Source organism: Bittarella massiliensis (ex Durand et al. 2017) (assembly GCF_017566145.1).
In the GTDB taxonomy this organism is placed as follows: domain Bacteria; phylum Bacillota; class Clostridia; order Oscillospirales; family Ruminococcaceae; genus Bittarella; species Bittarella massiliensis_A.
The window spans coordinates 1-230 of sequence record NZ_JABFCL010000134.1 but is presented as its reverse complement, the minus strand read 5'-3'; the positions used below and the strand labels follow the sequence as shown (position 1 = coordinate 230).

General features: G+C 59.6%; 1 protein-coding gene. It reads right to left on the bottom strand.

Going from position 1 to position 230, the window contains the following annotated elements:
• Window positions 1-29 precede the first annotated feature (29 nt).
• The gene (locus HJY11_RS13750; protein WP_172616026.1) at window positions 30-200 is read right to left on the bottom strand and encodes a hypothetical protein; all 171 of its coding nucleotides are present in this window, start codon (window positions 198-200) and stop codon (window positions 30-32) included.
• Between the last annotated feature and the right edge of the window lie 30 nt (window positions 201-230).

Below are 230 nucleotides of genomic sequence, written 5' to 3'. Positions count from 1 at the left end.
CGCACGACAGCCCCGAAGGGCTGTTTCGGCTATTCATCTTCTTCGTCCGGTATCGTCCGGCTGAACGGGATTCCGAACTCGCAGCGCAGAACATCCACGCGGTCGCGGGATACCAGTATCTCAGTTGTCAGCCCGCAATGGGCTTCCAGATACCTGCGCAGCGGCTCCGCTGCCTGCATCAGCTTCTCGTAATCGTTCATGCGTCAGCATCTCTCTTACTGCGGTCGGCG

Excerpts from the sequence above, each read along its gene's own strand:
- HJY11_RS13750 (WP_172616026.1), bottom strand. The coding sequence starts at position 200 with ATGAACGATTACGAGAAGCTGATGCAGGCAGCGGAGCCGCTGCGCAGG.